At 73.3% G+C, this 23,316-nt stretch carries 19 protein-coding genes; 17 read left to right on the forward strand and 2 right to left on the reverse strand.

Annotated elements, in window-relative coordinates; all coding sequences use genetic code 11:
* Nucleotides 1-15: 15 nt before the first annotated feature.
* The gene (locus ACZ6X9_RS07910) at nucleotides 16-903 is read right to left on the reverse strand and encodes a LysR family transcriptional regulator (protein ID WP_469777648.1); all 888 of its coding nucleotides are present in this window, start codon (nucleotides 901-903) and stop codon (nucleotides 16-18) included.
* Between the two features lie 265 nt (nucleotides 904-1,168).
* Here ACZ6X9_RS07910 and ACZ6X9_RS07915 point away from each other — a divergent pair, with 265 nt between their 5' ends.
* The 7 genes from ACZ6X9_RS07915 to ACZ6X9_RS07945 all read left to right on the forward strand — a co-directional run bounded on the left by ACZ6X9_RS07915 (nucleotide 1,169) and on the right by ACZ6X9_RS07945 (nucleotide 7,175).
* Nucleotides 1,169-1,744 carry an SgcJ/EcaC family oxidoreductase gene (locus ACZ6X9_RS07915; RefSeq protein ID WP_469777066.1) on the forward strand — a complete coding sequence of 192 codons (576 nt, stop codon included), beginning with the start codon at nucleotides 1,169-1,171 and terminating at the stop codon, nucleotides 1,742-1,744.
* Entirely contained in the window at nucleotides 1,741-2,934 is a 1,194-nt protein-coding gene (locus tag ACZ6X9_RS07920; protein ID WP_469777067.1) for an MFS transporter, read from the forward strand. Before ACZ6X9_RS07915 ends, ACZ6X9_RS07920 begins: the two co-directional genes overlap by 4 nt.
* A gap of 216 nt (nucleotides 2,935-3,150) precedes the next feature.
* Complete coding sequence (locus tag ACZ6X9_RS07925) at nucleotides 3,151-3,417, forward strand: SDR family NAD(P)-dependent oxidoreductase (RefSeq protein WP_469777068.1); 267 nt, start codon at nucleotides 3,151-3,153, stop codon at nucleotides 3,415-3,417.
* A 165-nt stretch (nucleotides 3,418-3,582) separates the two neighbouring features.
* Nucleotides 3,583-4,005, forward strand: a complete 423-nt coding sequence (locus ACZ6X9_RS07930) for a nuclear transport factor 2 family protein (RefSeq protein ID WP_469777069.1) — start codon at nucleotides 3,583-3,585, stop codon at nucleotides 4,003-4,005.
* Between the two features lie 347 nt (nucleotides 4,006-4,352).
* Nucleotides 4,353-5,405, forward strand: a complete 1,053-nt coding sequence (locus ACZ6X9_RS07935) for a helix-turn-helix domain-containing protein (RefSeq protein WP_469777070.1) — start codon at nucleotides 4,353-4,355, stop codon at nucleotides 5,403-5,405.
* A gap of 74 nt (nucleotides 5,406-5,479) precedes the next feature.
* Entirely contained in the window at nucleotides 5,480-6,352 is an 873-nt protein-coding gene (locus ACZ6X9_RS07940; protein WP_469777071.1) for an NAD-dependent epimerase/dehydratase family protein, read from the forward strand.
* Nucleotides 6,345-7,175 (forward strand): MBL fold metallo-hydrolase, encoded by an 831-nt coding sequence (locus ACZ6X9_RS07945; protein WP_469777072.1) that lies wholly within the window; start codon nucleotides 6,345-6,347, stop codon nucleotides 7,173-7,175. The genes ACZ6X9_RS07940 and ACZ6X9_RS07945 overlap by 8 nt, the downstream gene beginning before the upstream one ends.
* Before the next feature lie 732 nt (nucleotides 7,176-7,907).
* On the opposite strand, the gene ACZ6X9_RS07950 is transcribed toward ACZ6X9_RS07945, so the two are convergent.
* A complete protein-coding gene (locus ACZ6X9_RS07950) occupies nucleotides 7,908-8,150 on the reverse strand; it encodes a hypothetical protein (RefSeq protein ID WP_469777073.1) in 243 nt (80 codons plus the stop codon).
* Nucleotides 8,151-8,565: 415 nt separating this feature from the next.
* On the opposite strand from ACZ6X9_RS07950, the gene ACZ6X9_RS07955 reads away from it, so the two are divergent.
* The 10 genes from ACZ6X9_RS07955 to ACZ6X9_RS08000 all read left to right on the forward strand — a co-directional run bounded on the left by ACZ6X9_RS07955 (nucleotide 8,566) and on the right by ACZ6X9_RS08000 (nucleotide 23,301).
* On the forward strand, nucleotides 8,566-9,000 hold the full coding sequence (locus ACZ6X9_RS07955) for a MarR family winged helix-turn-helix transcriptional regulator (protein WP_469777074.1): 435 nt from the start codon (nucleotides 8,566-8,568) through the stop codon (nucleotides 8,998-9,000).
* Between the two features lie 60 nt (nucleotides 9,001-9,060).
* The gene (locus tag ACZ6X9_RS07960; RefSeq protein WP_469777075.1) at nucleotides 9,061-10,431 is read left to right on the forward strand and encodes an MFS transporter; all 1,371 of its coding nucleotides are present in this window, start codon (nucleotides 9,061-9,063) and stop codon (nucleotides 10,429-10,431) included.
* Nucleotides 10,432-10,527: 96 nt separating this feature from the next.
* Entirely contained in the window at nucleotides 10,528-11,112 is a 585-nt protein-coding gene (locus tag ACZ6X9_RS07965) for an isochorismatase family protein (RefSeq protein WP_469777076.1), read from the forward strand.
* 64 nt (nucleotides 11,113-11,176) lie between these two features.
* Nucleotides 11,177-11,443, forward strand: coding sequence for a hypothetical protein (locus tag ACZ6X9_RS07970; RefSeq protein ID WP_469777077.1), 267 nt, complete (start codon nucleotides 11,177-11,179; stop codon nucleotides 11,441-11,443).
* Between the two features lie 422 nt (nucleotides 11,444-11,865).
* Nucleotides 11,866-12,654: a hypothetical protein gene (locus ACZ6X9_RS07975; protein WP_469777078.1), complete on the forward strand. Its 789-nt coding sequence runs from the start codon at nucleotides 11,866-11,868 to the stop codon at nucleotides 12,652-12,654.
* 837 nt (nucleotides 12,655-13,491) lie between these two features.
* Entirely contained in the window at nucleotides 13,492-17,742 is a 4,251-nt protein-coding gene (locus tag ACZ6X9_RS07980; RefSeq protein WP_469777649.1) for a HAMP domain-containing protein, read from the forward strand.
* 119 nt (nucleotides 17,743-17,861) lie between these two features.
* Nucleotides 17,862-20,393 carry a SpoIIE family protein phosphatase gene (locus ACZ6X9_RS07985; RefSeq protein ID WP_469777650.1) on the forward strand — a complete coding sequence of 844 codons (2,532 nt, stop codon included), beginning with the start codon at nucleotides 17,862-17,864 and terminating at the stop codon, nucleotides 20,391-20,393.
* A 111-nt stretch (nucleotides 20,394-20,504) separates the two neighbouring features.
* Nucleotides 20,505-21,068, forward strand: a complete 564-nt coding sequence (locus ACZ6X9_RS07990) for a phosphatase PAP2 family protein (protein ID WP_469777079.1) — start codon at nucleotides 20,505-20,507, stop codon at nucleotides 21,066-21,068.
* Nucleotides 21,069-21,151: 83 nt separating this feature from the next.
* Complete coding sequence (locus tag ACZ6X9_RS07995) at nucleotides 21,152-21,955, forward strand: alpha/beta fold hydrolase (protein ID WP_469777080.1); 804 nt, start codon at nucleotides 21,152-21,154, stop codon at nucleotides 21,953-21,955.
* Entirely contained in the window at nucleotides 21,952-23,301 is a 1,350-nt protein-coding gene (locus ACZ6X9_RS08000) for a PP2C family protein-serine/threonine phosphatase (protein WP_469777081.1), read from the forward strand. The genes ACZ6X9_RS07995 and ACZ6X9_RS08000 overlap by 4 nt, the downstream gene beginning before the upstream one ends.
* Nucleotides 23,302-23,316 lie beyond the last annotated feature (15 nt).

The following is a 23,316-nucleotide window of genomic DNA, read 5'->3' on the forward strand; positions in this document are numbered from 1 at the left end:
CGTGTGCGGGCGTCGTCAGAACCGTACGGGGCCGATGTCGCGGACGGTCTGGGCGAGGGCGCGGATGAGGTCGTTCTCGGCGTCCGTGCGCCATACCAGGGCGAAGGGCAAGGTTCCCATGTCGGGGAGGGGGATGAAGCGCACGTGGGACAGCGTGGACCAGTAGCGGGTGACGTGTGACGGGAAGGGGTGGACGATCTCGCCGGTGATCACCAGGTGGATCAGTTCGTCGGCGTTGGTGACCTGCTCGACGCGTTCGAGCGGCTTGCCCCGGGGTGTGTGGAACGACAGGTAGCCGTACTCCCAGTAGTCCGGCATCCCGGGCGGCATGGCGTGGCCGAAGTCGGCCAGGGCCTCGACCGGGACGACATGGTTGTCGGCGAGCTCGTGGACCGCGGAGACGGCCAGGACGCGACGGTCGTGGAAGAGGACCGGGCCGGTGGTGAGGTCGGGGTCGTCCACCGGCAGCCAGGTGATGAACACGTCCATGTCGCCCTCACGGAGTCTCGTGAAGGGGTCGACGTAGGGCGCCCTGCGGATCTGCAGCTCCCACTGGGGGTGGCGGGCCTGGAACGTCTTCCAGAAGTGGTGCAGGTCGAGCACGTTGAAGGGCATCATGCCGACGCGCAGGCGGGCGGTCTTGCCGCGGGCCGTCATCCGGGCGCGTTCGAGGCTGTCGCGCAGATTCGCGTAGACCGGCGACAGGTCGGCACGCAGTTGCCGGCCGAGCGGGGTCAGGCGGACCTGGCGGCGGTTCGAGCGGTCGAAGAGCAGGCCCCCGAGCTGCCGTTCCTGACGGCCGATCGCCTGGCTGACCCGCGCCTGCGTGAGGTGCAGCCGTACGGCCGCCCGGCCGAAATGCAGCTCCTCGGCCAGCGTCAGGAATATCTCGATGTCACGCATTTCCACGTGCGGTCCGACCCCCGTCATAAGCATGAGTTATCGGATCCTACTGATCTTCGGCGTTGATGGTCGCCGCGGGAAGCTGAAAGATCGACAGCGGGCCGGGACCGCAGCCCGGTGGCCCACGAGCGGTGCGGCGGGCCCGTACCGGCGACATCACGCCACCCGGCGGGCCGCCCGCGACCGCCGGAGCGTGGCGGACGGGAATCAGCCGCTGCCCCAGGGCGTCGGCCCGGCCATCCCCCCCCAAGAGAGGAATCCCTTCATGAAGCCGCTCGTCGCCGGTGTCACCGTTCCGCAGGACGACGTACGCGCCGTCGTCCGGCTCGTCGCCCAGGTCGAGCACGCCCAGCAGAACGGACTGCCGGACGCGTTCGCGGAGCTGTTCCGCCAGGAGGCGCTGTGGACGATCCCGCACGGCGACCCGCTGACCGGAGTGGAGGCGATCCGCGCCTTCGCCCGCAGCGCGCTGCCCCGCACCGTCCACCGGCCGCTGACCGTCACCTGTGAGGCCGAGGCCATCGTGTTCATCCGGCCCGACCTCGCGGCGGTCAAGATCCGTCAGCGGCCGATCACCCGGGACGGGCGGCGCCTCGACGAGGTGCTCCGCGGTCGCGACGGCCAGGGCCGGCACGGCAGGCGGTGCGACGGCCCCAGCGCGGCACAGCGCCGGTGGGCGTCCGTGGTGGCCGCCCACCCCGACGTGGCCCCCGGCACCCCGGTGTACGTCCTGGCCAAGGACGACGGCCGGTGGCGGATCGCCGTCGCCCAGAGCACCACACCCATCGATCAGGACGCCTTCGAGGCGGACCGAGCCCTGCAGACCGGAGCACACCTGTGACCCTTGCCGACACCGCGGCGACGCCCACCCCGTACGCCGACGAGCGGGTGCCGCTCAGGAGATGGCTCGCCGTCGTCGCCATGGCGGTCGGGACGTTCGCGCTGGTGACCGTCGAATCACTGCCCGTCGGGCTGCTCCCCTTCATCGGAGGGTCCCTCCACGTCTCGGAGGGGACCGCCGGACTGATGGTGACGGTCCCCGGCCTGGTCGCCTCGATCACGGCGCCACTGCTCCCGGTGGCGATCGGCCGGCTCGACCGGCGGACCGCGCTGATCGCCCTGATCGGCCTGATGGTGCTGGCCAACGGGCTGTCTGCCGTGGCACCCGACTTCACCGTCCTGCTGGTCTCACGCTTCCTCGTCGGCATCAGCATCGGCGGCTTCTGGGCACTCGCCGCGGGCCTCGCCGTACAACTGGTGCCGGAACGGTCGATCCCCCGGGCCGTCTCGCTCGTCTTCGGCGGCGCGACCGCGGCCAACGTCCTCGGCGTACCGGCCGGGACGCTGATCGGCGGGCTCGCGGACTGGCGCGTGGCCTTCGCGGCCGCGGGCGCCCTGGGTCTCGTCGTCCTGGTGGCCCTGTTCTTCCTGCTGCCTCCCGTGCCGGCCCGGCAGGTCGTCCGACTGCGCACACTGCCCAGGCAGTTCCGGCACCCCGTGGTACGCGCCGGCGTCCTTTCCACGTTCCTCCTGGTCGGCGGCCACTTCGCCGCCTTCACCTTCGTCAGCCCGATCCTCCGCACCACGGCCGGGATCGGCGAAGGGATGATCGGCCCGCTTCTGCTCGGCTTCGGCGTCGCCGGCATCCTCGGCAACTTCCTCGCCGGAGTGGCCGCGGAGCGGAACGTCCGTACCACCATCCTCACCATCAGTGTCCTGCTGACCGCTGTCCTCGCCGCGTTCCCCTTCGCCGGCCGCACGCCGGTCGGCGGCACCCTGCTGCTGATGGGGTGGGGGCTGGCCTTCGGCGGCGTCCCGGTCGCCGTCCAGACGTGGATCCTCAAGGCGGCACCCGACTCGACCGAGGCGGCCACCGCCCTGAACACCTCCGTCTACAACCTCGCCATCGCCCTCGGCGCCCTCTTCGGCGGACTCGTCGCCACCCACCTCTCCCTCGACGGCGTCCTGACGACCGGGGCCGGCTTGACCCTCCTCACCGCCCTGGCCGTCCGGAGCGCGGGCCGCGATTGACCGCCGCGAGCGCGGAAGCCGGCGGGCAGGCCGGGGGCGCCCGCCACACGCGCCCCTCCCGCCCGGACCCGCCGCACCCGCCCGGACCCGCCGCACCCGCACCCGCACCCCAAGCCCCGGACCCCGAGCCCCGGCGGACCGAGCGCCGGATACCTCATCCATCGGAATCTCTCGGGACCTCTCGGGATCTCGATCTCTCAGACAGGAGTACCGCACATGCACACCCCACCCGGACCCCCGAGCCGCGTCTGGTTCGTCACCGGTGCCGGCCGGGGCCTCGGCCGGGCCTTCGCCGAGGCGGCGCTGACGGCCGGTGACCGCGTCGCGGTCGCCGCCCGCACCACGGCCCCGCTGGAGGAACTCGCCGCCGCCCACCCCGGCCGGGTGCTGCCCCTCCGGCTGGACGTGACCGACCGCGCCGCGGTGTTCGCCGCCGTCGCCGAGGCGACCGGCCACTTCGGCCGGCTCGGGGAGACGCGGTGACCCGGCGGCCCCGGGTGCCCGGCCGGACTGGTCCCTATGGGCCACCGGGGACGGCGCCCGGCCGGCGCCGGCGGGGCGGCACGCGCATGGCCGCGACGGCCGGCCGTCCGTCCGGGCCCGGACGGGAAACGGCGAACCGCTCATTACGCTCCTAGGAGGTCCGGCATGTCATTCCGCACCACGGCCGAGATCGTCCACCGCTTCAACCGCGCCTTCATCGACCATGACGCCTCCTCGCTCGCCGACCTGATCGCCGACGACTGCGTGATGGAGGCGAAGGAGCCGGCTCCCGACGGGGCCCGTTACGAAGGCCGCGCCGCGTGCCTGGAGTTCTGCCGGGCGCTCGTCGAGGACCGTACGGGCCGGTTCGACCCGGAGGCCGTCGTCGTCACCGGTGAACGGGCGACGGTCCGCTGGCGGTACCGCTTCGGCGACGGGCCGGCGGACTCGGTCCGCGGCGTGAGCCTGGTACTCGTACGGGACGGACTGATCGTCGAGTCCCTCGCCTACGGGAAGACCCCGGACGACGCCGCGCCGGCCGGGACCACGTCCACGGAGAGCGGAGGAGGTCCCGTGATGTCGCCCTGACTCCCGGGAAACGCGCGCGGGCGCCGCCCCGGCGGCACCGTGCGCCGGCCCCCGCCCCGGCCGTCGCGCCGAGGGGCCGGAAGGGCCGGCTTCACGGCGGGGCGCCGGCGTCCGAGGCGTCGGACACGCCGAGCATGGCGGACACCGTGAACCACACGCCCGTGGACCCATGCGTCACCGGCTCGCACCACGACGAGTACACCCGAGGGCGAGACCAGTCCCCGGCCCCGGTTCCGGCCGGGGCCGGCCTCCCGTCCTCAAGGACAGTGCACTGAACAAGCCGGGCCCCTTCGCATCCATCACGTCTCAGTTTCGAAGATCGATCACATCGGATGAGCCATCAAAAAATGTCTGTGAACGCGGGGAGCCGGATGTGGACGCGCGTGTCCGGCCGTGAGGTGCCGGCGGCCGACAGGTTCGACTGGTTCACCGAGACGGTGTGCACGGACTTCATGCCCGTGGCGATCCACACCGATCGCAAGGATGACTTCCACGCCGGCGTCGGGGAGATCGAGCTGGGCGCGGTCGCGGTGTCGACGTTCGAGTTCTCGCCCGTATGGTCGCGCCGGACCCCGGCGCACATCAGGCGGGGCGACCCGGAGCAGCACCAGCTCACGCTCGTGCGGGGGAACGCGATGAAGGCCCGCCAGTTCGGCCGGGATTCCGGCCCGGTCGGGGACGGTTTCCTGCTCACCAACACCTCGGTCCCGCTGGAGTGCGACACCGACCGCGACGGTGGACCGGTCCGCGCGGTGGTTCTCCGGATCCCGAGATCGGAGCTGCCCTTGCGAGCCGGGCGCACCGACCATCTCGTCGCCCGCCGGCTCCCCCGGACCGGCCTCGGCGCGGTCCTGGCCGACTTCCTGACGAGCCTTCGCGACAACGGCCCGGCGTGCCGCGGCGAGGAGCTCCCGACGCTCGGGCGGGTGGCTCTCGACATGGCCACGGCCTACCTGGCCGAGCAGCTCGGTGTCATCGAGACCACGCCGCCGGAGATCCGCTCCCGCGCACTCCTGGAGCGGGCCAAGGTCTTCATCGAACGCAATCTCGGCGACCCCGAGCTGACCCCCCGAGCGGTCGCCGACCACCACAACATCTCGCTGCGCGGCCTCTACGCGCTGTTCCGGGACGAGCCGGAAGCCGTCGCCGGCCACATCCGGACCCGCCGCCTCGAACGCTGCCGCGCCGACCTCGCCCGGCCGGAACTGCGCGCGCTGCCCGTTCAGGTGATCGCCGCCCGCTGGAACTTCCCCAACCCCACCGTCTTCGGCCGCGCCTTCCGCCAGGCCTACGGCCTCACTCCGGGCGAGTACCGCCACCACGCGCTGGGCGTCGGCTCTGCACGGGGAGTCGAGGAACCGTGCACGCCGCGACGACTGTCGCCGGCCGGGCGCGCCTAGATTCACTGCCGTCGGCGGGACGGGAAGCATCCGTTGCGTTCGCCGATGGACCAGAGCAACGAAGGAGAGTGGACGTGAAGGTACTCGTGCTGGGTTCGACCGGCTACATCGGGTCGGCCGTGGTGCGGCGGCTCACGGCGGAGGGCCACCGGGTGGTCCACCTGGTGAAGGACGCGAGCCGGCTGCCGGCCGGGGCGGCGGGGCTGGTGGCCGACCTGGCCGACCCGGCCTCGCTGCGGGCGGCCGTCACCGATGACGTCGACGCCGTCGTGAACCTCGCCACGCCGACCGGCGACGAGGCGGTGGACGCGGCGGCCGTGGACGCGCTGACCGAGCGGCTGCGCGGCTCCGGACGGGCCTTCGTCTACACCAGCGGCGTGTGGGTGCTCGGCGCCACCGGCGACGCGGCGGTCGACGAGGACGCGCCGACGAACGCGATCACCATCGTCGGCTACCGCCCGCGGATCGAGCGGCGGGTGCTGGACGCGGCCGGGGACGATGTGCGAGCGGTCGTGGTGCGGCCGGGCATCGTGTACGGGCGGGGCGGCGGCATTCCCGGCCTGATGACCGACTGGGCGCGTGAGCACGGCACGGGCCGTTACGTCGGCTCCGCGGCGACCCGCTGGCCGATGGTGCACGTGGACGACCTCGCCGAACTGTTCGTACTGGCGGTCACCAAGGCCGGTCCGGGCAGCGTGCTGCACGGCGTGGCGCACGAGGCGGTGCCGGTGGCGGCGCTGGCCGCGGCCGCCGACGTCGCCGCGGGCGGCGACGGCCGGGCCGAGCCCTGGCCGCCGGAGCAGGCCGCCGAGGCGCTCGGCGGTCCGTTCGCCGAGGCCCTGGGGCTGAACCAGGTGGTGTCGGGCCGGCGTGCCGTCACCGAACTCGGCTGGCTGCCCAGCCGTCCGTACGTCCTTTCCGAGCTCGCCGGAGGCGACCGTGGCTGACCTCACCGGTTCGGCACTGCCCATCTGCCGCGTCTGCGGCACCCAGTACGCCGCCCCGCGCCCCGACTGCCCGGTCTGTCTGGACGAGCGCCAGTACGTCGGAGCCGGCGGCCAGCGGTGGACCAGCCTCGCGGAGTTGCGCGTCGAAGGCCACCAGGGCCGCTTCGAGGAACAGGGTCCCGGCGTCCTCGGTATCGGCTGCACCCCCGAGTTCGCCATCGGCCAGCGCGCCCTGCTGCTGCGCACGGCCGCCGGCAACGTGCTGTGGGACTGCGTGCCCTACCTCGACGACGCGATGATCCGCGAGATACGGGAACTCGGCGGCATCACCGCGATCGCCGTCAGCCACCCGCACTTCTACTCCGCCATGGTCGACTGGGCGCACGCCTTCGACGCCCCCGTGTACCTGCACGAGGCGGACCGCCGCTGGGTCGGCCGCCCCGACCCCGCCCTGCGCTTCTGGAGCGGACGGACGCACCGGCTCACCGACGAGCTGACGCTGATCAACCCGGGCATCCACTTCCCGGGCAGCACGGTCATGCACCGGAACGTCGACGGGGGCGCCCTGTTCACCGGCGACGTCGTCAACGTCTGCCCGGACCGCCGCTGGGTCACCGTCATGTACAGCTACGCCAACCACATCCCCGAGCGCCCCGACGCCGTCCGCGCCGCCGGGGAACTGCTCGCCGGCTACCGCTTCGACCGCATCTACGGCGCCTGGTGGGACCGCGTCGTCACCTCCGACGGCAACGAGGTCCTGGCCCGGTCCGTCGACCGCTACCTGCGCTTCACACAGGGACCGCCGGAGAAGAGCGGCTCGTGACCGCCTCCGCACCCGCCCGCCGACCTGTGCGGCGCGAGGGGCGAGGCGCTCGGCAAGGCCGATGAGTTCGGCCGCCGGGCTCGGGGCCGGTGCGGGTGGACGTGCGGTCGGTGGCGGTGCGGCGGGCCCGGCCGCCGCCGACCGGCGGGCCGAAGCCTCGTGGGCCACGGTCACCCGCCTTCGGCGCCGCTGAACAGGGTGGTACCGGCGGGGATCGGGAGCCGTCGGCCCTGGCGAGGGTGAGGGGGCGGGGGTGCGTGTCGTCGGCCGGCAACGCCGCCGCCGTAGGCGTTGAGTGCCGTAGGTGGTGAGTGCCGTCGGGGTTGAGTGTGGGCGGCTGGGATCCGGGTGACGCCGCGCCGGGTTGCCGGTGCCGTGTCGGGGTTCCCGCGGTGGCGAGCCGCCGCGGGGTGCATCTGTAAATCGCTGGGACGAAGGAGTCGGTGCGGCAGGCGGTTCCGTCGGGCCCCATGGTCAGGTCGTTCCCTCCCCCGGAAGCGAAGGGGGAAGGCACGGCCTGGCGCTGTCGTCCGGGCCGGTCGGGCCCCGCCGGGTCAGGCGGCCGGGGGCGTCGTCGAGGTGTCCGCCGCCTGACCGGGCCGGAACGTCACGGCGGGGGCGCCCTCGGTCGGGGACCGTACGGTGCTCGGCACCTCCTCGACGTACCCCGGCGGGGGCGCGGGGCCGGCCGGAAGGCGCAACTTCCGTTGACGGCGGATGCGGGTGAGCGGCTCATCCGGGCCCCCTTGCCGGGGTCGACGCGCACTTCATGCGTCTCGTCGTCGCCGGTGCGTACCCGGAGGGGCGCCGGCAGCCGGGAGTGGGGAGCCGCGGGTCGAGGTCCGGGCCGGGGACGCGGCGGGCGGCGACCGCGAGCGCGCTGCGGGCCGGGTCCCGCGCGGCGGCGTCGGTGAAGCCGTCGAACCAGCCGGAGCGGCGTCGGCCCGCTGCCGGCTCGCCGGTCGTGCGGCGCACAACCGTGCTGAACGCTCGCAGCTTGCCACGGCGAGCGTCTCGGCGGAGCCGAGGAGCCGAGGACGTGTGCCGCGCGTTGCCCGCCCAGCCGAGAGCGGGGCCGACATACGGCCCCGGGGCCGAGGGGCGGCAGGTGACGCCAGGCCTGCGCACGGTGTCCAGCGCGCCGGGGACGCGGCGGGGCGGTCTTGAGGGTCATGCCTCACAGGGAACATTACTAAGCCCAGCGAAGTAAATGCGCGCCGTGTCACACACAAGAGGGCCTGCCGAACCCTTGACCGCCGCGTCTGGGACGGCACACCAAAACCGCCCACATCAAGGCGTTTATCGAGAGCGGACACTCCACCACCGAACCCATGGCCCACTCTGGATCTTGACAGGATAGTAAGCCGAGCTTGTAAGCTACGCTGCGTTCGTGGATAACAATCAAGACCTCGTCGACCTGGCCACGCAGACCCGCGACAGCGTGTCCGCACTGGCCCGGCGCATGCGGCAGGAACGCCCCGCCCACGGTCTGGGGCTGACCAGCACCTCGGTGCTGAGCCGGCTGGACCGCGTGGGAGCCCTCAGTCCCAAGGAACTGGCCGGCCACGAGGGCGTGCAGCCGCAGTCGCTGACCCGTCAGCTCGCCTCCCTGGAGGAACGCGGGCTCATCACGCGGCGGCCGCACGACCGTGACGGCCGCCAGGTCCTCATGGAGATCACCGACACCGGCCGCCGGCTGGTGGAGGACGACCGGCGGACGCGCGACGCGTGGCTCGCCCAGGCCATCGCCGAACGCCTGACGCCGGTCGAGCGGGAAGTCCTCGCCGCCGCGAACAAATTGCTGGATTTGCTGTCCGAAACCTAGGGAACCCCGGGGGGCACCTTGCCTTTGAAGTCCACGCAGACCGCGACCACGCGGGCCGCGGTGCCTCGTGTCCCACTCGGTTTCCTCACCCCGATCGTCCTGGGGACCCTGCTCAACGCCCTCAACTCCTCGATGATCGCCGTGGCGTTGCTCTCCGTCCAGGACGCGTTCCACGCCGGCGCCGAGGTCATCTGGCTGGTGTCCGCCCTCTATCTGGCCACCGCCGTCGCCCAGCCGACGATGGGCCGGCTGGCCGACGCGTTCGGCGCCCGCCGGGTCTTCTGCCTCGGCTTGGTGCTCGTCCTGGTGTCGGGCGCGGCCGCGCCCTTCGCTCCGACCCTCGGCTGGCTGATCGCCGCCCGGGTCGTGCTCGGCATCGGCACCTCGGCCGCGTACCCGGCCGGCATGTCGATGATCCGGGCCTGGGCCACGGCCCACAGCCCGGACGGTTCCGCCCCCACCGGCGGGCTCGGCGCCATCTCCGCCGCGTCGCAGGCCGCCGTCGCCCTCGGTCCGCCGCTGGGCGGGGTGCTCGTCCAGCTCGCGGGCTGGCGGGCGATCTTCTGGGTCAACGTACCGCTCACCCTGGCGGCCCTGGCCATGGCCCTGGTGTGGCTGCCCGCCGACAAGCCGGTGGGTCGCGAGGCCGGCACCGCGGTGCGGCAGTTGGACCTGTGGGGCATGGCCCTGTTCACCGGTGAGCTGTCCGGGCTGATGCTCTTCCTGCTCTCGCTCCCCGATCACCCCCGGTGGTGGGCCCTGGCGGCCTTCGCCGTGCTCACCGCCGCACTGGTCCGGCGCGAGCTGCGGGCCCGCCGGCCCTTCGTGGACCTGCGCATGATCTACCGCAACGGGCCGCTCGCCGCGACCTATCTGCGCTGCATGGCCACCTACGTGGTCTTCTACTCCGTCACCTACGCCCTGCCCCAGTGGCTCGAACAGGGCCGCGGCCTCTCGGAATCCCAGGCGGGCCTGGTGATGCTGCCCGTGGCGGCCCTCGGCTTCGTCACCACGATGTGGGCCACCCGACTCGTCGAACGCAGGCTGCGCACCGTCCTCGTCGTAGGCTCCGGCGCCCTCTGCGTCGGCAGCGCCGCGCTGGCCCTGTTCGGGTCGGACGTGCCCATCTGGGAAGTGCTCCTCATCGCCGCGGTGCTCGGACTGCCCAACGGCTTCAACAGCCTGGGCAACCAGACGCTGATGTACCGCACGGCGCCCGCGGAGCAGATCGGCACGGCCTCCGGTCTCTACCGCACCGCCCAGTACATCGGCGCGAACCTCGCCTCCGCGCTCGTCGGCATCGCGGTCGGCCGCGACGCCGACGGCCCCGGATTCCGGCTGCTGGCCGTCGTGATCACCGGCATCAGCCTCGTGCTCCTCCTCAACGCCGCCACCTCCCGGCACCTGCGCGGTGCCGGCGAACACGGCTGACCTCACCACCCGATCCCCCCCCCACGGGCCGCGCCCTCGCGCGCCCCGCCCATCGTGTGCCGCGCACCCGCGCGGCACGCCGGAAAGGAACCCGTCATGCCCGTCGTGGAACTCAGCCCCAAGGCCGCCCTGGTCGTACTCGACCTCCAGCAGGGCATCCTCGGCCTGCCCCTCCAGCCGCACCCGGCCACGCGGGTCGTGGAGAACAGCGCCCTTCTGGCCCGCGCCTTCCGCGCGGCGGGGCTGCCCGTCGTGCTCGTCAACGTGGCCCACGGCCCCGACGGCGGTGCCGCCCTCCGGCCCCGCGCCGACGTCCCCCACAACCCGCCGGCGCTCCACCCGGAGTTCTCCCGGCTCGCTCCCGAGCTGGAGCCGCACCCCGACGACCTGCTGATCACCAAGCGCCAGTGGGGCGCCTTCACCGGCACCGAACTGGACCTCCAGATGCGCCGCCGGGGCGTGGACGAGCTCGTGCTCACCGGTGTCGCCACCAACCTGGCGGTGGAGTCCACAGCCCGTTTCGCCTACGAGCACGGCTACCACGTCATCGTCGCGGAGGACGCGACCAGCACCTTCTCCGCGGAGCACCAGGAGTTCGCCACCAAGCGGATCCTGCCGCTCATCGCCCGTGTCGACACCACGGCCTCGGTGCTCGCCGCACTCGAGTCCACGCGGAAGTAAGCGCGTCCACGGCACCTCGGACTGTCGTGGGTTCGTCACGGCCCTCACCGGCGGAACCGACGCCGTGGTCATCGACGCCGTGGTCGTCGACGCCGCGGTCGTCGATCTCAAGGACGCCGCCGCACCCGGCCACCAAGCCACCAGGCCACCAGGCCACCGGTCGGCAGGCGGCAGGCGACGGGCGGCGGCCGCCTTCCCCGAGCCGGCCGCACCGGTGCCCGGCGACGGCACCCCGGCCGGCGCCGGGGCCGCGCCAGGCCCGGCCGTCCCGCGCTCGGCCATCCCCGCGGGCGCCCGAGCGCGGTCCGCCGAACGGCGTTCCGGCGTCTGACGGGAGCCGGGGCGGCGCGCGCGGGCGTTCCCGTCGGCAGGGCGCGGTGTCGCATGGACGCCGGCGGTCCTGTTCGCTCCGCGTCCCGCCCAAAGGACGCGCTGCCCGCCTTCGCTCCCATGGTCGACCGGCTCACCGATCGCCCGGGATCTCGACAGCCTCCGCATGGTGCCCGTGATGCCCGCGACGCCCGCCGAAGCCGGCCGGGGCTCCCAACCAGGGCGACGGGCTTTGTACGCCGGGTCCTGAGGGACCTGCACGCCGGGCCTGAGGGAAGGGCGGAGCGGGGGTTGCGAGGGGGGCGGTCTCGCGCTCCCGTGTACTGAAAAGCGCCCTGACGGGCCGAGCTTCACTCCCCGTAATCTCACAACCCACTGGACACCTGTCCACCAGGTAACCCACGGGGGTGTGGCATGGGCTGGGTGGGGATCGCCAAGTTCGTCGGCACGATGGTCGCGCAGAAGCTGGTACAGAACGCCGTCAGGGAGTGGTTCGACGACATCGAGGCGACGAAGGCCGTTCGCCTCCTCTTCCATCAGGCGGTGCTCGACGAGCGGGGAGAGGTTCCCGCCGAGAGGTGCCTGACGGAGGAGGCGGGGTTCCGGTTCGCCGTGACGCCGTTGACCGTCGGCGATGAGGTCCGGGGTCCCGTCTACTTCATCGAGGCGGCCAACACCCGGGTCGACGGCACCGACCCCAAACGGACCCGTCACTTCCTTTACGACGGCGTGCGGCGGAACTTCGAACTCGCCGTGATCCAGGGCAGTTGCGGAGCTCCGACGACCGAACCGGCCCACCCCAAGTGGCTGACCCGGGCCGTCCCGCCCGTGCGCAGCGTCGCCGTCACCGAACCCACCGACTGGTTCGTGCACCGCACTCCGGCGGATCCCCGGGTGTTCCTCCCCGGCGTCGGCCTCTACACCGTTTTCCGACAGGACCGGAAACAGAACAACCGGGCCGGCAGGAGGGTACGCGCGGCGTTCGACCGAGGCTGTCTCGACGCGTCAGGCGTGGTGGAGGCCACCGGGCGTCCGGTCACCGCCGGAGGCGTCTCGTTGTGGGTGACGCCGCTGCGCTCCACCGGGGCGTCGGAGCGTGCCGTGTTCCACCACGTCATGGCGGTGGACGACAAGGCGCCCGAAGACCACCCGCTGCGCGTGGTCACCCTCGTCCACAACGGGATGACCGGCGTGCTGCAGTGGCTGTGCTGACCGCCGGGTGATCGGCGGTGTAGCGGTGGGCGGCGGTGCCCCGGCGGTCGACGGTGTCCCGGTGGGCAGGTGGCCGGCTTGCCCCTGGCCGGCCGCACCGGCCACACGCCCCTCACCCGACCGTCCGGCGGCTCGGGTGACGCCCCCCCGAGGCGCGGTTTCCCACCGCCGCGCGCCGAGGGCCGCGCGCCGTGGGCCGGAGACATCCGACACTTTTGGACACGTCGGACTCCTCGGACAGCGAGTGCCGGCAGCGGCGCCACCCGCCTCCGCGCCGCCCCCGCGCACGCCCCCGTGTACGGAAGCCCCCGCCGGGTCGACCGGGATTGACGCGGTCCGAGTATCCTTCCCCACGGCCGTACAGCCCCTGTACGGAGCGACGAAGCGGATCGACGTGCCGGGCAACAGGCGAACGGCCGACTACGGGCGGCAGGCAGCGCGGGCGGTACCTCCGCGTGTGCCGCCCATGGTGTGCCGGCGGGTGGGAGAGGCAAGATGAGCGAGTCCACGGCCGGAGCGGCGATGACCGCGGTACCGGGCCGCAGGCGGGGCGACGGCGAGGGGCCCGACATCGGCGACGCCGAGCTGCGGCAGTTGCTGGCCGGCCTGACCGCCGTGCGCGACGGCGACTTCGGCATCCGGCTGCCCGAGGACGCCGACGGGCTGCTCGGCGAGATCGCGACCGTCTTCAACGGCATGACGGACCAGCTCTCCCTGTTCACCTCCGAGGTCACCCGGGTCGCCCGCGAGGTCGGCAGCGAGGGACGGCTCGGCGGTCAGGCGCAGGTGCCGGGGGTGTCCGGCACCTGGAAGGACCTCACCGACTCGGTGAACGCGATGGCGGGCAACCTGACCACGCAGGTCCGCGACATCGCGCAGGTGGCCACCGCGGTGGCCAAGGGCGACCTGTCGCAGAAGATCGACGTGGCGGCCCAGGGCGAGATCCTGGAGCTGAAGAACACCGTCAACACGATGGTCGACCAGCTCTCCGCCTTCGCCGACGAGGTCACCCGCGTCGCCCGGGAAGTCGGCAGCGAGGGACGGCTCGGCGGCCAGGCGCAGGTGCCGGGCGTGGGCGGGGTGTGGCGGGATCTGACCGATTCGGTCAACTTCATGGCCGGCAACCTCACCGCCCAGGTCCGCAACATCGCGCAGGTCACCACGGCGGTGGCCCGGGGCGATCTGTCGCAGAAGATCACGGTGGACGCCCGGGGCGAGATCCTGGCCCTGAAGAACACCATCAATACGATGGTCGACCAGCTCTCCGCCTTCGCCGACGAGGTCACCCGCGTCGCCCGGGAAGTCGGCACCGAAGGACGCCTCGGCGGCCAGGCCGACGTCAAGGGGGTGCTGGGCACCTGGCGTGATCTGACGGACTCCGTCAACTTCATGGCGGGGAACCTCACCGCGCAGGTGCGGTCGATCGCCCAAGTGGCGACCGCGGTGGCCAAGGGCGACCTCTCGCAGAAGATCACGGTCGACGCCCGGGGCGAGATCCTCGCCCTGAAGAACACCATCAATACGATGGTCGACCAGCTCTCCGCCTTCGCCGACGAAGTCACCCGCGTCGCCCGGGAAGTCGGCACCGAAGGACGCCTCGGCGGCCAGGCCGACGTCAAGGGCATCTCGGGGACGTGGAAGAACCTCACCGAGTCGGTCAACGTGATGGCCGACAACCTCACCGCGCAGGTGCGGTCGATCGCCCAGGTCACGACGGCGGTGGCCAAGGGCGACCTCTCCCAGAAGATCAACGTCGGGGCCCGGGGCGAGATTCAGGAGCTCAAGGAGACCATCAACACGATGGTCGACCAGTTGTCCTCCTTCGCGGACGAGGTCACCCGCGTCGCCCGCGAGGTCGGCACCGAGGGGAACCTGGGCGGCCAGGCGACCGTGCGCGGTGTCTCGGGCACCTGGAAGGACCTCACCGACAACGTCAACGTGATGGCGTCCAACCTGACCGGCCAGGTCCGCTCGATCGCCCAGGTGGCGGCGGCGGTGGCCCGGGGCGACCTGTCACAGAAGATCGACGTGGCGGCGAAGGGCGAGGTCGCCGCGCTCGCCGACGTGATCAACCGGATGGTCGACACGCTGTCCGCGTTCGCCGACGAGGTCACCCGGGTCGCCCGCGAGGTGGGCACCGAGGGGATGCTCGGCGGCCAGGCGCGGGTGCCCAATGTCGCGGGCACCTGGAAGGACCTCACCGACAACGTCAACTCGATGGCGAACAACCTCACCGGCCAGGTCCGCAACATCGCGCAGGTCACCACGGCCGTCGCCAACGGTGACCTGACCCGGAAGATCGACGTGGACGCCCGCGGCGAGATCCTGGAGCTGAAGACCACCATCAACACGATGGTCGACCAGCTCTCGTCGTTCGCCGCCGAGGTCACCCGCGTCGCCCGGGAGGTCGGCAGCGAGGGCCGGCTGGGCGGTCAGGCGGAGGTCGAGGGCGTCTCGGGCACCTGGAAGCGGCTTACCGAGAACGTCAACGAGCTGGCGGGCAACCTGACCCGTCAGGTGCGTGCCATCGCCGAGGTGACCAGCGCGGTCGCGGAGGGCGACCTGACGCGGTCGATCACCGTCGAGGCGTCCGGCGAGGTCGCCGACCTGAAGGACAACATCAACGCGATGGTCCGCTCGCTGCGCGAGACCACCCGGGCCAACCAGGAGCAGGACTGGCTGAAGTCCAACCTGGCCCGTACCTCCGGGATGATGCAGGGGCACCGCGACCTGACCCTGGTCGCCCGCCTGATCATGGAGGAGCTGGCTCCGCTCGTCGGCGCCCAGTACGGCGGCTTCTACCTCGCCGAGGAGGCGGAGGACGGCCCGTCGCTGCGCATGATCGGTTCGTACGGGCATCCCGAGGGCGGCGACAAACCCAGCTTCGCCTTCGGGCAGTCGCTCGTCGGGCAGGCGGCCGCCGGACGCCGGACGATCGCGGTGGAGAACCTGCCGCCCGGGTCGGTCACCGTGCCGTCCGGCTTCGGGACGATCGAGCCGTCGCACCTGGTGGTCCTGCCGATCGTGGTCGAGGACCAGGTGCTCGGCGTCATCGAGCTGGCCTCCGTCCACCGGTTCACGCCCGTGCAGCGGGACTTCCTGGAGCAACTGCGGGAGACCATCGGCGTCAACGTCAACACCATCGTCGCCAACGCCCGGACCGACGAGCTCCTCGACGAGTCGCAGCGGCTGACGGCGGAGCTGCAGGCCCGCTCCGAGGAGCTCCAGGTGCGGCAGGAGGAACTCCAGCGTTCCAACGCCGAGCTGGAGGAGAAGGCGGCGCTGCTCGCCCGCCAGAACCGGGACATCGAGACCAAGAACCTGGAGATCGAGCAGGCCCGCCAGGAGCTGGAGACCCGCGCGCAGGAGCTCGCGCTGGCCTCCAAGTACAAGTCGGAGTTCCTGGCCAACATGAGCCACGAGCTGCGCACCCCGCTCAACAGCCTGCTCATCCTCGCGCAGTTGCTGTCCCAGAACCCGAGCGGCAACCTCACCGGCAAGCAGGTGGAGTACGCGGAGATCATCCACTCGGCCGGCTCCGATCTGCTCCAGCTCATCAACGACATCCTCGACCTGTCGAAGGTCGAGGCGGGGAAGATGGACATCTCCCCGGAGTGGGTGCCGCTGCCCCGGCTGCTCGCCTACGTGGAGTCGACGTTCCGCCCGATGACCGGCCAGAAGGGGCTCGGCTTCGACGTGCTGACCGAGCCCGGTGTGCCCGTCGCCCTGCTGACGGACGACTCGCGGCTCCGCCAGGTGCTGCGCAACCTGCTGTCCAACGCGGTGAAGTTCACCGAGACCGGCCAGGTGGAGCTGAGCATCGAGCCCGTCACCGGCTCCGAACTGCCGCCCGCCGTGCGGCGCCACGGCGCGGCGGTCGCCTTCCGGGTGCGGGACACCGGCATCGGCATCGCCGAGCACCAGCTCGAGGCCATCTTCGGCGCGTTCCAGCAGGCGGACGGCACCACCAGCCGCAAGTACGGCGGGACCGGCCTCGGCCTGTCGATCAGCCGGGAGATCGCGTACCTGCTCGGCGGCTCGATCACCGCCCAGAGCGTGCCGGGCGAGGGCAGTACGTTCACCCTCTACCTGCCGGTCGCCCGGCCCGACTTCCATGAGCTGGCGGCCCCCTCCCCCGACGGCGAGCCGTCCGCCGGGGCCGGCGCGGCGGACGCGGACGGGACGCGGCCCGCCCTGCCGGACAGCGCCCCGCCCGTACCGCGCCACCGGCGGCTGCTGGTCATCGAACAGCAGCCGCGCGGGCTGCTGTCGATGGTGGCCGAGAGCGCCCGCGCCGGTCTGGTGCCCGCCGAGGGCGGGACGGCGCCGGACACGGTCGACATCATCAGCGCCGTCGGCGCGCAGGAGGCGGCGACCGTGCTCGCCACGGAGGTCTGCCACTGCGTCGTGCTGGACCTCGACATGCCGGACGAGGAGGTGCTGCGGTTCGTGGAGGCGCTGAGCGCCGACCCGGCGCTGCGCACGGTGCCGGTGCTGGCGCACAACAGCAGGACCGTGGGGGCGGCGCGCGAGCGCGAGTTCCAGGAGCGGTTCGGCGGCCGTCCGCTGGACCTGCTGTCCAGCCTCGACGAGCTCCGGCAGCGGATCGCCCTGCACCTGTCGGCCGACCGGCCCGGCGACGTCCCGCCGCCGGCGTCCGCGAGCCGGGGGACGCGCCCGGCCATCGCGGGGACCCGGGCCCAGGACCCGGTGCTCGCCGGGCGGACGGCCCTGGTCGTAGACGACGACGCGCGCAACCTCTACGCGCTCACCGGCATGCTCGAACTGCAGGGGATGACGGTGCTGCACGCCGAGAACGGGCGGGCCGGCATCGAGGCGCTCACCACCCACCCCGAGGTGGACATCGTGCTGATGGACGTGATGATGCCGGAGATGGACGGATACACGGCCACCGCCGCCATCCGCGCCATGCCCGCCTACGCGGAGCTGCCCATCATCGCGGTCACCGCCAAGGCGATGCCGGGCGACGAGGAGAAGACCATGGCGTCGGGGGCGAGCGACTACGTCACCAAGCCGGTCGACGCCGACGACCTGGTCGCCCGTATCCGCCGCCGGCTGGCGCCGTGAGGCCCGGCCCCCACCGCCCGTCCCGTCAGCGAGGAGCGTCGTCAGTGGAGAGTCACCGAGGGGACGTCGACTCCCGCGACGACGGCCCGCCCCCGAGCGGCGCCGCTCCGGCCGGTCCGGTGCCGGCACCGCGGTCCGGTACGGGCCCCCTGCCCGCCGTCGGGTCCGCGCCCGGCGGCGGGGGTGTGCCGGGTGGGGGCCCGGGTGCGCTCGTGCCCGCGTCCTACGCGGCCCGGGCGCCCGAGGGGGACGACGCGGAGAGCGCCTCGGAGCTCGGGCGGCTGGCCGCCACGGTGGCGCGGCTGCGCGAGGAGGTGCGGCGCGCCCACGCCGAGGCGGACGGGCGGGCGCTGCTGGAGATGGCCAAGGGCGTGCTGGTCGAGCGGTTGCGGCTGAGCCCGGTCCAGGCCGCGCGGCAACTGGTCGAGCTCGCCGGGGCCGCGGGGGTGTCCCCGCTGGAGCTCGCCGCCGACATCGTCAACCAGGCGGCGCGGGACCGGCTCTCCGAGGCGGCCCACGACTTCCTCACCCGGACGGCCGGGGACGCCGAAACCGTCGGGGACACCAGGAACGCCGGGGAGGCGGGGGGTGACGCGGCCGGTGCCTCGGTCGCGGTGCGGCTGCGCACGGCCGAGAGCGGCGCGCTCGCCGCGGGCGACACCCAGGCCGTCGCCCACTCGCTGCTGGAGCACGCCCTGACGCCGCTCGGCGCGACGGCCGTCGCGATCTGGACGACCGGCTCCGGCGGTGCCCTGCACCTGGCGGGGTACGCGGGCATCCCGGCGGACGAGGCCGTGCGCTGGCACTACGTACCGCCGGGGGTGGCGACGCCCGCCCGGCGGGCGCTCGCCGCCCGGGACCAGTTGTGGTTCGAGGACCTGTCCGCCACCGGGCTGCCGTCCGTGGCCCACCGCCTGCTGCCGGGCGGCGGCCGGGTGGTGGTGCCGGTCGAGACGCAGGGGCGCATCCTCGGCGTGCTGGAGATCTGCTGGCCCGGCGCACCGGGCCGGCGCCTGCCCGCGGTCCGGCGGCAGATCGACGCGCTCGCCGAGCTCGTCGCGCACACCCTGGAGACGCTGCCGGCCGTTCCCGCCGGCCGACGGGAGCCGGTGCCCGCCGGCCACGGCCCCGAGCTCACCGAGCTGGCCGACAGCCTCTACGACCCGGCGCTGGTGCTGCGGGCCGAGACCGACGCGCAGGGGCGCCTGGTCGACTTCCGCATCCGGCACGCCAATCCGCGCTTCACCGACCCGGCCGGCCGGCCGCGCGGCGCGGTCGCCGGTGCGCTGCTGCTGGAGGCGTATCCCCTCGCGGCCGAGGAGAACGGGCTGTTCGCCAAGGTGGAGCACGTCCACGCCACCGGCGAGCCGTTCCGTGCCGAGGGCATGCCGTTCACCGCGATCGTCGGGCAGGTGCGGGTGCCCACCACGACGGACGTGAGCATCAGCCGGCACGGCGGCGAGGTGCTGCTCGTCTGGCGGCCCGCCGGCGAGCCGGCCCGTCTCGCCCACCTGCTGCGGCACGCGCAGCGGCTGGGCCGGATCGGCGGCTTCGAAGAGGACCACGTCACCGGCCGGATCCTCTGGAGCGAGCAGCTCTTCTCCCTGCACGGGCTGCCCGCGAACGCGCCCGCGGTCCCGTTGGAGCAGCTCGCGGGCCTGGCCCACCCCGACGACACCGCCGCCATCGGCCGCTTCCTGCGGACCGTCCTGCATCACCGCAGGCCCGGATCGACCGCGTTCCGCCTGCAGCGGGCCGACGGCATCACGCGGCACATCCGCGTCGTCGCCGAGCCGGTGCTGGACGCGGACGGCCGGCTCGTCGCGGTACGCGGCGCGTTCCAGGACATCTCAGCCCAGCACTGGACGGAGGTGGCGCTCGCGGCGACCCGCGACCAGCTCGCGTACAGCGAGCAGCGGACGGCCGAGCGGAACCGGCTCGCGCGCCAGCTCCAGCAGGCCATCATGCCGCCCGCGCACGGCCCGATCGACGCCCCGGACCTGGACATCGCGGTGCGCTACCGGCCGGCCGAGGACGAGAGCCTGGTCGGCGGCGACTGGTACGACGCGATCGTGCTGCCGTCCAAGCGGGTGCTGTTGTCGGTGGGGGACGTCGCCGGGCACGGCATCGAGGCGGCCACGGGCATGGTGGCCCTGCGCAACGCGCTGCGGGGCCTGGCCACGACGGGCGCCGGTCCGGCCCAGTTGCTGGGCTGGCTCAACCTCGTCGCCCACCACCTCACCGACCAGGTGACCGCGACGGCGATCTGCGCGCTGTACGACACGGAGACCCGGGTGCTGAAGTGGGCGCGCGCGGGCCACCTGCCGCCGGTGCTGATCCGCGGGGGCCGGGCGGAGACCGTCCCGCTGGTACAGGGGCTGCTGCTCGGTGCCATCGGCGAGACGGAGTACGAGGAGGGCGAGATCCAGCTCGAACAGGACGACATCCTGCTGCTGTACACCGACGGGCTGATCGAGCGGAAGGACCGCTCCCTCCAGGACAGCCTGGACCAGTTGGTGGCGACCGCGGCCCGCGGCGGCGCCACCCTGGAGCAGCGGCTGGACCGCCTGCTGACGCACAGCGGTTCGGACACCGACGACGACACGTGCGTGGTCGGTGTGCGGCTGCGCTCGCCGGATCCGGTGAGCTGACGGGCCGGATCCGGCGAGCTGACGGACCCCGGACGCCGCCCGTCCGGCGGCCGGGCCCGCGCCGGTGGCGACCGCGCATCGCGCCGGGCCGGCGCGGGCAACCGTGGGACCATGGGAAACGTGGAAGACCTCAGCGCGGTCGAGCGGCATCTGACCCACCGCGCGGCCGCCTGTCGCCATCCCCTCGTCGAGCGGGCCCGGCCCGTCGTCGGCGAGGCGGCGGAGCACACCAAGCTGTGGTGGGGAGCGGCCCTCGCCATGGCCGCCTGCGGCGGTCGGCGGGGCCGGCGGGCCGCCGTGGCCGGGCTGGCGGCCATGGGGGCGGCGGAGCTGCTCTCCAACGGCGTCGTCAAACCGCTGGGCCGGCGGCGGCGTCCGCCCAGGGAACTGATCCCGCACGACGACGTCGACGACCGTCCCGACAGCTCGTCGTTCCCCTCCGGGCACACCGCGGCCGCCGTCGCCTTCACCACCGCCGTCGCCCGCGCCTGGCCGCGCGCGGGCGCGCTGTGCGCCGTTCCGGCCGCGCTGGTCGCCGTCGAGCGGGTGCACAGCGGCGCGCACTATCCGAGCGACGTCGCCGCCGGCGCGGCCCTGGGCGCGGCCTCCGCCTGGGCCCTGGGCCGGCTGCCCAGGCTCTCGGTGCGCCTGGCGCGGCACCTGCTCCCGTTCTGACGGGTCCGGCGGAAGGCGGCGCGGGCACCGTTCCGCCGGTCCCGCCGGACGGACGTCTGCGACGGGATGTGAAGATGGTTGGTATGCACATCCAGCGCAGGAACAACGTGACGACCACCGGCCCGGCCGACGGGCCGGTGGTGGTGCTCGCGCACGGTTTCGGGTGCGACCAGAACATGTGGCGCCTGATCGTGCCGGCCCTGGCCGAGCGGTACCGGGTGGTGCTGTTCGACTACGTCGGCTCCGGCGGCTCGGACCTGTCCGCCTGGAGCGAGGAGCGGTACTCCTCGCTGGACGGCTACGCCCGCGACGTCGTCGAGGTGTGCGAGGAGCTGGGCCTGGAGCGGGCGGTGTTCGTCGGGCACTCGGTCAGCGCCATGGTCGGGGTGCTGGCGGCGCGGGCGGCTCCCGAGCGGATCGGGGCGCTGGTGATGGTCGGCCCCTCGCCGTGCTACGTCGACGGCGACGGCTACCGCGGCGGATTCGGCGCGGAGGACATCGAGGAGCTGCTGGCCTCGCTGGAGTCCAACTACCTGGGCTGGTCCTCCGTCATGGCTCCGGTGATCATGGGCAATCCGGACCGTCCGGAACTGGGCCGGGAGCTGACCAACAGCTTCTGCGCCACCGACCCGGACATCGCCCGCGTCTTCGCCCGGACCACCTTCCTGTCCGACAGCCGCGAGGACCTCAAGGGTGTGGACGTCCCGACGCTGGTGCTGGAGTGCTCCGAGGACGTCATCGCGCCGCGCGAGGTCGGCGCCTTCGTGCACGCGGCGATCCCGTCGTCCCGTCTGGTCACCCTGGACGCCACCGGGCACTGCCCGCAGTTGAGCGCCCCGGAGGCCACCGCGGAGGCCATCCTCGGCTTCCTGGCGGACCTGGCGTGAACCGCCCCAGGGGCGAGGGCCCGGACCGGTCCGGCGCCGGAGACCGGGCCAACACCGACGCGGTGTTCAGCGCGCTGCTGGAGGACAGCGCGGAGGAACTCTACGAGTCGGCCCCCTGCGGCTACCTGTCGACGCTGATGGACGGCACGATCGCCAAGGTCAACACGACGCTGCTGAACTGGCTCGGCCTGGAGCGGGAGGCCGTGGTGGGGCGCCGGCGCTTCACCGATCTGCTCACCGTCGGCGGGAAGCTGTACCACGAGACGCACTTCGCGCCGCTGCTGCGGATGCAGGGCGAACTCCGGGGCATCGCGCTGGAGATGAAGACCGCCGACGGCGGCCGGCTGCCGGTGCTGGTCTCCTCCGTGATCAAGTTCGGCAGCGCGGGCCAGCCGCTGCTGGTGCGCACCACCGTCTTCGACGCGCGCGACCGGCGCGCGTACGAAGAGGAGCTGTTGCGCCGCCGGCAGGACGCCGAGCGGGCCCGTGCCGAGGCCGAGCGCGCCCGCGCGGAGGCCGAGGAGGCCCGCCGGCAGGCCGAGGCCGACCGGGCCCGGCTGGCCGACGCGCTCGCCGTGCTCCAGCGGTCGCTGCTGCCCGACTCCCTGCCCGCGGTCCCCGGGCTGGAGACGGCCGTCTACTACCACACCGCCTCGGCCGACCGGCTCGGCGGCGACTTCTACGACCTGTTCCCGCTCGACGGCAAACGCTGGGCCTTCTTCCTCGGCGACGTGTGCGGCAAGGGCCCGCAGGCCGCGTCCCTGACCTCGCTCACCCGGTACACGCTGCGCGCCGCCGCCCTCCACGACCCGGACCCCGCGGCGGCGCTGACCACGCTCAACGCCGTCCTCCACGAGCGGTACTCGGGCGGCGGCGACCCCCGCTACTGCACCGCGATCTTCGGCGTGGTCGAACCCGGCGCCGACGGCGAGGGCGCGGCCGTCCACCTCGCCTCCGGCGGCCACCCCCCGGCCCTGGTGCTGCGCGCCGACGGCCGCGCCGACTACCTGCCGACCCCCGGCGGGCTGCTCGTCGGCATCCTGCCCACCGCCCCGGTCGGCACCGCCCGGACCGTCCTCGGGCCCGGCGAGACCCTCCTGCTCTACACGGACGGCCTGACCGAGGCGCGCACCGGGGCCGGCCGTGACGACCTGTACGGGGAGGACGCCCTGCGCGCCTTCGCCGCCGATTGCGCACCGGCCTCGCCCCAGGAGACGATCACCGCGCTGACCGGGCTGCTGGAGAGTTTCGGCGACGGCCTGGACGACGACACCGCGCTCCTCGCCCTTGGTGTCCCCGCCGTCTCCCCCGCCCCCACCCGACCCGCTCCGTCCACCGCTTCGTGAGTCCTCCGCACACAC

It is taken from the genome of Streptomyces sp. NPDC052910 (assembly GCF_055585605.1).

What these genes read in the sequence shown, in the direction of transcription:
- ACZ6X9_RS07910 (WP_469777648.1), bottom strand. Translation starts at nt 903, where the DNA reads ATGCGTGACATCGAGATATTCCTGACGCTGGCCGAGGAGCTGCATTTC.
- ACZ6X9_RS07915 (WP_469777066.1), top strand. Translation starts at nt 1,169, where the DNA reads ATGAAGCCGCTCGTCGCCGGTGTCACCGTTCCGCAGGACGACGTACGC.
- ACZ6X9_RS07925 (WP_469777068.1), top strand. Translation starts at nt 3,151, where the DNA reads ATGCACACCCCACCCGGACCCCCGAGCCGCGTCTGGTTCGTCACCGGT.
- ACZ6X9_RS07930 (WP_469777069.1), top strand. Translation starts at nt 3,583, where the DNA reads ATGTCATTCCGCACCACGGCCGAGATCGTCCACCGCTTCAACCGCGCC.
- ACZ6X9_RS07935 (WP_469777070.1), top strand. Translation starts at nt 4,353, where the DNA reads ATGTCTGTGAACGCGGGGAGCCGGATGTGGACGCGCGTGTCCGGCCGT.
- ACZ6X9_RS07965 (WP_469777076.1), top strand. Translation starts at nt 10,528, where the DNA reads ATGCCCGTCGTGGAACTCAGCCCCAAGGCCGCCCTGGTCGTACTCGAC.
- ACZ6X9_RS07980 (WP_469777649.1), top strand. Translation starts at nt 13,492, where the DNA reads ATGGCGGGCAACCTGACCACGCAGGTCCGCGACATCGCGCAGGTGGCC.
- ACZ6X9_RS07990 (WP_469777079.1), top strand. Translation starts at nt 20,505, where the DNA reads ATGGGAAACGTGGAAGACCTCAGCGCGGTCGAGCGGCATCTGACCCAC.
- ACZ6X9_RS07995 (WP_469777080.1), top strand. Translation starts at nt 21,152, where the DNA reads ATGCACATCCAGCGCAGGAACAACGTGACGACCACCGGCCCGGCCGAC.